Source organism: Lysinibacillus sp. fls2-241-R2A-57 (genome assembly GCF_030209535.1).
Classification (GTDB): domain Bacteria; phylum Bacillota; class Bacilli; order Bacillales_A; family Planococcaceae; genus Lysinibacillus.
Window position 1 is genome coordinate 20,326 of the sequence record NZ_JARVRU010000141.1, and the last position, 7,386, is coordinate 27,711.

Below are 7,386 nucleotides of genomic sequence, written 5' to 3' on the forward strand. Positions count from 1 at the left end.
TAAAAAAGTGGAGTTACTCCACTTTTTTTTTGAAATTTGTCTAAAAAGTGAACAAAAGACTATTGACCTTGAGTCAGCTCCAAATATTATGATAGCTCTAATAAGTTTAAATAATCAGAATATTATTAGGGTAATTTTAACATATCAGTCAACAAAGGAGAATTAATATATGGATAAAATGGATAAAATGGATACGCTTTCATTGTGGAAAGCGACTGAAAACAGCTATAAAAAAGAGAATGCTCTTGAAGGAAATCAAGAGGCAGATGTCGTTATTATTGGCGCAGGATTTACAGGTCTTTCTTCTGCGTATCATTTACAAAAATTAGGGCGAAGCGTTATTGTGCTTGAACAAGAATCGATTGGATATGGTGCTAGCGGTCGTAACGGTGGAATGGTCTTACCAGGCTATAAACCAACAATGCAGGAGCTTTCTAAAAAATATGGGTCTGTCGAGGCGGAACAACTAAATAATCTTTCATTGCTTAGTGTTGAGCTAGTAAAAGAAATTATAGAAGAGCATCAAATTAACTGTGATTTTAGAAGGACAGGTCATATTGTAACAGCTTTCAAGGCGAAACATTTTGAAGGATTGAAAGCTGAAAGCGAATACTTAAATAAAAATTTCGGATATGAATCAAGTGTACTTGATAAAAGTCAGTTACATGAAGAGATTGATTCTCCAATTTATCATGGTTGCTTAGTTGACAATTCAAGCTACTCATTCCATCCGTTGAACTATGCAATTGGTTTGGCAGAAGCCGCTAAATCAGTTGGTGCGAAAATCTTTGAGTTTTCAAAAGCGCTATCAATTGAATATGGCCAATCAAGTGTGAAAGTTGTAACAGCAAATGGGGTTGTTACTGCGAGGGATATTATTGTGGCTACAGATGGCTACTCCGGGAAAATCATAAATGAGTTAAACAAAGGTGTACTCCCTATCTCAGCACGTATTATTGCTACAGAACAGCTTCCGGAAGCACTGTTAAATGCCGTTATTCCTAAAGATCGTATGGTTTTCGATACAAGCAATTTTTTATACTATTTCCGTCGTACACCTGATAATCGAATGATTTTTGGAGGGGGGGATATCCGACCAAACTTAGGGGATAGCGTCTACCAGAGTGTTTATAATGCTATGGTTACAACTATGCCAAAATTGGCTGGAAGCAAGATCGATTACAAATGGGGTGGATTTATTGGAGTAACTATGGACACTTTTCCAGTTGTAGGTAGATCTAAAGAAGGTGCCTATTTTGCAACAGGTTATTCTGGACATGGAGCATCGCTTAGCACTTTGTTCGGTAAGTTATTGGCTCAATGGATTGTTACGGGAGATGCAGGAGGATATCGTTTTGAAAAGGAACGTTTAAAAACAATCCCATTTTATAATCAAAAAACGATGTTGGTAAACCTCGCACATATCGGATTCAAAGTGCTAGATAAAATTAGATAAGGGAGAGATACAATTGAAAATTGATATGTTTATTGATGGGAAATGGAGAGAATCGTTATCAAGTGGAAGAAAAGACATTTTAAATCCAGCAACTGGAGAGGTAATGGCTTCGGCTGCTAGTGGAACAGTAGAAGATACAAAATTGGCAATCAAGGCAGCTCGTGTAGCGTTTGATAGTGGCATCTGGTCAAATTTATCAGCAGATGAAAGAGCGAATTATCTTTTTAAGATAGCAGATTGTCTTGAAGAAAAGGCGGCAGAAATAGCACTCTTGGAAACGGAAAATAACGGTAAGGTTATCCGTGCAACGACAAATGTGGATATTCCCGCTACTATTCAAATCTTCCGCTATTATGGAGACCAGATCAAACTTATTAAAGAGAAATCCTATAACCGCGAGGATTCTTCGGAAACGATTATTACTCAGGAACCGATAGGTGTTTGTGGTTTAATTGTCCCATGGAATTTTCCACTTATGATAGCTGCTCAGTCTATTGCTCCGGCCCTTGCCGCAGGAAATACAGTTGTACTTAAGCCTGCTGAAGTCACTCCTGTAAGCGCATACAAATTATTTGAAATTTTCGAAGAGGTCGGTCTTCCAGCAGGTGTGGCCAATTTGATTTTAGGACCTGGATCCAAAATGGGGAACGAGCTTGCTGAGAGTTTTGAAGTTGACCAGGTAACCCTTACCGGCGGAACAACAGCGGGACAAAGCATATTGCGAGCTGCTGCTGGCAATATGAAAAATGTCACGCTTGAGCTGGGGGGGAAATCACCACTGATAGTATTTGATGATGTGGATTTTGAACCGGCAGTCGAAAATGCAATGTTCGGCATTTTCCATAATGCGGGTCAAGTTTGTACAGCCGCTTCACGTTTACTAGTACATGAGACTATTTATGATAGGTTTGTAGAGAGATTGGTAGAACGTGCAAACAAAATTGTAGTTGGCAATGGGGAAAGTGAGGTTATTGAAATGGGGGCACTTACAAGTGAGTCCCATATGAATGAGGTTTTACAATACATTAAAGTTGGAATTGAAGAAGGCGCAAGATTAGTATGCGGTGGTAATCGCATAACGGAAAATGGGCTTGATAAAGGATTTTTTGTCGCTCCAACGATCTTTGCAGATGTAAATTCGAACATGCGTATTGTTAAGGAGGAAATTTTTGGTCCAGTTCTTGTTGTAGAGAAATTTAAAGATGAGGAAGAGGCAGTCCAAAAAGCGAATGACTCCATTTATGGATTAGCGGCTGCTGTATTTACGGAAGATATGGATCGCGCAAGACGTGTGGTTAGTAAATTGCGGGCAGGAATTACTTGGATAAATAGTTATCACTTAGCTTATATTGATAGCCCTTGGGGAGGGTATAAGCAAAGTGGAATTGGCAGATCATTGGGTGTTGCTGGACTAGAACACTTTATGGAATTGAAGCAGATTAATATTCATCAGAAAGCTAAGCATGTAGGTTGGTATGAAAATTAAAGTTAACTTGCTACTAAAATTGAATATATAGGGGGATATGCCTATGGGGGATAAAGAAAATCGCCCTTCTCTAAAGAAAGATCAAGGAGAAGTATTAAATAACTTGGAGAAGGATTCAATACTAGGAACAAAAAGTATTCCTTCACTGTATTTTCGGTTTGCTTTAGCGGGAATCATGGCTAACTTGATTCTGGGGGTTTTTGCCCTTATTGATGGTCATTTCGTCGGCTATTTTTCGGTTTTAGAAATTGAAGGGATCGGAATTGGTTTCACAGTAACGGTTATTACTCGTATGGTAGGGATTCTTTTTGGAGTAGGAGCAGGAGCAGTTATTGCTCTCCGGCTAGGTAAAGGGAAGGTAGAAGAAGGTAGATCAATATTGGGTCAAACCCTATGGTTCACACTATTCGTCTCTACTTTGATAGCTGTATTAGGATTGATCTTTGAAAAAGAATTGATGCTATTATTTGGTGCGAGCAGTGAGTCTCTTCCTTATGCGATAGAATACAGCCGCCTATTATGGATTTCACTGCCATTAACGATATTAGCTGTTGTACTTAGTATTTTAACTACTATCGATGAAAAACCTATATTATCCATGTACAGTTGGTTAGTGGCTGCTGTTGTTGCCGTAGTTGTAGAATGGGTAATGGTTACGAAACTTGACATGGGAATGATGGGGTCATCATGGGGCAACACAATTGCTCAATCAATTCCCACCCTACTAATATTATATTTTTGGTTTGGTAAAACAAAACTGAAGCCAAAAATGAAAGATATTAAGATTCAACTCAAAAAAATCGGTGAAGTGGCTTGGACGGGATTTGCCTCTTTCTCGGGTCTAGTTATGATGTTTTTTGCCATAATATTCACGAATAATTTACTTCAAGAATACGGTGGTGGGTTGCACGTAGCCGCTTTCACTATTCAAAACGGCTATATTACAAACCTGCTTTCCTTAGCAGCGCTCGGTGGAATGACAGGACTTCAACCAATCATTAGTTATAATTACGGTGCTGGTAATTTTGATCGTGTTAAAGAGGCCATCAAGTTCGGACTCATTTTTACGACAATATTCTTTGTAATTTCTACTACTATGCTTATCATTTTTGCGGATCCAATAGTGGCGTTTTTCGCCGGCGGAGATCCAGAATTACATCAACTAGGTGTTTGGACAACTATCGTCTTTAATTTATTGTTTACATTAAATGCGATTAATACGCTTATTTCTGGCTATTACGAAGCACAGGAGCGAAACTGGACGGCAACATTTATTGTAGCAAGTAAAATGCTAGTGTTTATGATCCCGTTAATGTTTATACTTCCGAAATTCTGGGGTGTTGAAGGTGTTTGGTACTCAGCCCCTGTTGCAGAAATACCTGGTGTACTCATCGCCCTTTATTTTATAAGAAAAGAATTTAAATATTTAAATGGAATGAGTGCGAATAAAGAATTCAAATATTTAAATGAAATGAATACGAATAAGCTAAGTTTATAGAACTCTGCTAATCTATCAAACGAAAGAGGGATGTTAAAAATGTTTTTTGCGAAAGAAGTAACAGAGGAAGAAGCTAAACAACTAAGTGTTGATACGTGGGAACCATGGGTAGGTGAAACGGATAAAGGAATGTGGCACCTAGAAGAACAAGAGGTTTTCTATGTAACAGATGGAGAAGTGTTCATTACCGTTGACGAAAAAAAATATCATCTTACGAAGGGATGGGTAGCTTCTTTAGCTAAAGATCTAGTCTGTGAATGGGATTGTCCTGTCCTTGTAAAAAAGAATTTTATATTAAACCAAGAAATTGATTTGAAATAAATATTGGAGGTGTACTATGGGAGTAACAAAAGTGGAAGCTGAAGTTGTATTTATTAATGGAGAAGTAATCACAGTAGATCAAAAGAATACAGTAGCAGAGGCTTTAGCTGTTAAAGATAATCGCATTATCTTTGTAGGTTTAAATAGTGAGGTTAATAGTTTTATAGGAGAAAAAACGAGTGTCATCGATTTGCAAGGAAAAACACTTCTTCCTGGATTTATAGATTCTCATATTCACTTAACGTATTATGGATTGAATCAGTTGGCGATAAATTGTAAAGCTGAGCATATCGATTCCATTGAGGTTTTATTAGATGATTTGAAAAAGAAATCCTTAGAGACGCCTAAGGGTGAATGGATACGGGCTTTTGGATTCAATGAAACCGCTGTAAAGGAAATGAGGTATCCAACAATCGATGAACTGAATGCAATTTCAGTAGAACATCCAATTATGATATCGCGTACTTGTAATCATATCAGTGTTTTAAATAGTAAAGCACTTGAACTAGCGCAAATAAACGAAAATACACCAGATCCTGACGGGGGAGTTATTGAAAGAGATCTTGAAGGGAAATTGACAGGAAAATTAATTGAAGCAGCAAATATGGAAATGAGCGATGTTGCAAGACATACAGAAGATGAACAAAGACAGGCTGTAAAAATTGCATCAGATCATTTCATTGCTTCGGGCTTAACAAGTGTCCATGATGCTGGAGGACAAGGACCTGATAGTTTCCGCATACTGCAACAGGCTGTGAAAAGCAGGGATATTCGCGTCAGAGTATACGCAATGATATGTCAGATAAATAACTCCCAAGAATTTGTCCATAAAATGATGGAATCTGGTGTAGTAACTGGTACAGGAGATGAAAGATTTAAAGTAGGACCGGCAAAAATGTTTACAGATGGAAGTAGCACTGGGCCTACCATTGCGACCCGTAAGCCATACGACAGTGACCCAAACAATTATGGCATTCTATATCAAAGTGAGGAAGAAATTTACGAAGTTTTAGGAGAAGCACATAAAAAAGGATATCAACTCACTGTACATGCACAAGGTGATAAAGCCATTGAAATGTATTTAAATTGTGTGGAAAAGGCGATTGAGGAATCACCAAGAACAAACCATCGCCATCGAATTGAGCATGCGGGAATCTCATCGCCAGATTTACAAGAAAGAATGAAAAAACTTGGAATTATACCGATTCCAAATCCTCCATTTCCGTATGAATTCGGAGAGATTTATGTAAGGCATTACGGTGATCGCGTTCAACATATGTACGCTGCCCGTGATTATATTGATCAGGGGATCATAGCAGCAGGTGGATCAGATGCGCCAGTTACTGATATTAACCCTTTATTAGGAATTCATGTTGCTGTTAATAGAAAAAGCCAGTCGGGTATGGATATTGGTTCCAGTCAATGCATAAGTGTTATGGAGGCTATAAAACTATATACATGGAATGGTGCTTATGCGAGTTTTGAAGAAGATATAAAAGGGAGCATCGAGGTTGGTAAGTTAGCCGATTTAGTAGTTCTTAATGACAGCATTTTAAATGTCAGCCCAGACCAAATTAAAGATTTAAAAGTAGAAAAAACTATGATCGATGGTGAAATGATCTATTCTAAAGAAAATTTTGTGGAACTAAATCGAGTATAGATTATTAAATGATAGTATGCTGAATACTCCTATACGCCAGTTTGTATGTATAAAAATCACGTGATTTGTACCTATTGGTGAACCTTACTATGAACGGAACCCCGAATAGTGGACCTATTCGGGGATTTTTGTGTTATTAAAAGGCAAAATCCCATTATACTTTCATTTGAGAATTTGTGGTTTGCGTCCTGATTTAGACCTTGTTTTTTTGATCTCCCTTAGTTTTCAGTGACATTTTATTAAGGAGTGAAGATATATTTGATTCAGAAGGGCAAATGAAAAGTGGCATGACGTGAATCTTGTCATGCCACTTTTTTTAATTGGGTGGAATTGTATTTTACAAAGGTTTGCATTTTAGGAATATATTAAGTTAAGATGGGCAGGTTCAATGCCCTTCGTAACCAATTATTCAAATTTACGAGCGAATACAAGTATTGCTATGACGATTTGGTACTTTGCGTAATCCAACTTACTCAGTTAGACTTATGGGAAAACGCCATTGTGGAAATTATCTCCATAATGGCGTTTATCAAAATAACTCTCATTTTCTAAATATCAGATTTACATCTGAAGAAGGTGTATGCGGTCTAATTATTCGCTTTTTGCACGCCCTTAATCAATATGAAGTGATTGCAAACAGCTTTGATGAGTATTTACAGGATCTTATTGACGATGGTTTCATTTTTCTGGAATCCGAAGAAGAGTAACCTTTTGCAATCTAGTATTGACTGAAATAAAGTCACGCTTTTTATAAAAAAGATGCGAAGGATTGTGGATAAAATACCCTTAAACAAACGAGGGCAAGAGTTGTATAAGTATTACAATGGTATTTGTGTTATTTTTTACACATACTGTATAATTCTAAATAAGAATGTCACACGTGTTGATTAACCAAAATTATACAGTAGTTGAATGATTTATGTTCCAATGAAACACCAGGATTTCTTTCACCCTGATTCGCCATT

The 7,386-nt window shown here is 37.4% G+C and carries 6 protein-coding genes; all 6 read left to right on the top strand.

Annotation, left to right across the window (positions count from 1 at the left end; translation table 11 throughout):
• Positions 1 to 169: 169 nt before the first annotated feature.
• A complete protein-coding gene (locus tag QRN68_RS19760; protein WP_285398623.1) occupies positions 170 to 1,456 on the top strand; it encodes an NAD(P)/FAD-dependent oxidoreductase in 1,287 nt (428 codons plus the stop codon).
• A 13-nt stretch (positions 1,457 to 1,469) separates the two neighbouring features.
• Entirely contained in the window at positions 1,470 to 2,942 is a 1,473-nt protein-coding gene (locus QRN68_RS19765; RefSeq protein ID WP_285398624.1) for an aldehyde dehydrogenase family protein, read from the top strand.
• A gap of 43 nt (positions 2,943 to 2,985) precedes the next feature.
• Positions 2,986 to 4,440 carry an MATE family efflux transporter gene (locus QRN68_RS19770; protein ID WP_285398625.1) on the top strand — a complete coding sequence of 485 codons (1,455 nt, stop codon included), beginning with the start codon at positions 2,986 to 2,988 and terminating at the stop codon, positions 4,438 to 4,440.
• A 39-nt stretch (positions 4,441 to 4,479) separates the two neighbouring features.
• On the top strand, positions 4,480 to 4,761 hold the full coding sequence (locus QRN68_RS19775; RefSeq protein ID WP_285398626.1) for a cupin domain-containing protein: 282 nt from the start codon (positions 4,480 to 4,482) through the stop codon (positions 4,759 to 4,761).
• 31 nt (positions 4,762 to 4,792) lie between these two features.
• Positions 4,793 to 6,421: an amidohydrolase gene (locus QRN68_RS19780; protein ID WP_285398628.1), complete on the top strand. Its 1,629-nt coding sequence runs from the start codon at positions 4,793 to 4,795 to the stop codon at positions 6,419 to 6,421.
• Between the two features lie 485 nt (positions 6,422 to 6,906).
• Positions 6,907 to 7,128, top strand: a complete 222-nt coding sequence (locus tag QRN68_RS27140) for a hypothetical protein (protein WP_481817475.1) — start codon at positions 6,907 to 6,909, stop codon at positions 7,126 to 7,128.
• Positions 7,129 to 7,386 lie beyond the last annotated feature (258 nt).

Excerpts from the sequence above, each read along its gene's own strand:
- QRN68_RS19775 (WP_285398626.1), top strand. The coding sequence starts at position 4,480 with ATGTTTTTTGCGAAAGAAGTAACAGAGGAAGAAGCTAAACAACTAAGT.
- QRN68_RS19770 (WP_285398625.1), top strand. The coding sequence starts at position 2,986 with ATGGGGGATAAAGAAAATCGCCCTTCTCTAAAGAAAGATCAAGGAGAA.
- QRN68_RS27140 (WP_481817475.1), top strand. The coding sequence starts at position 6,907 with ATGGGAAAACGCCATTGTGGAAATTATCTCCATAATGGCGTTTATCAA.
- QRN68_RS19760 (WP_285398623.1), top strand. The coding sequence starts at position 170 with ATGGATAAAATGGATAAAATGGATACGCTTTCATTGTGGAAAGCGACT.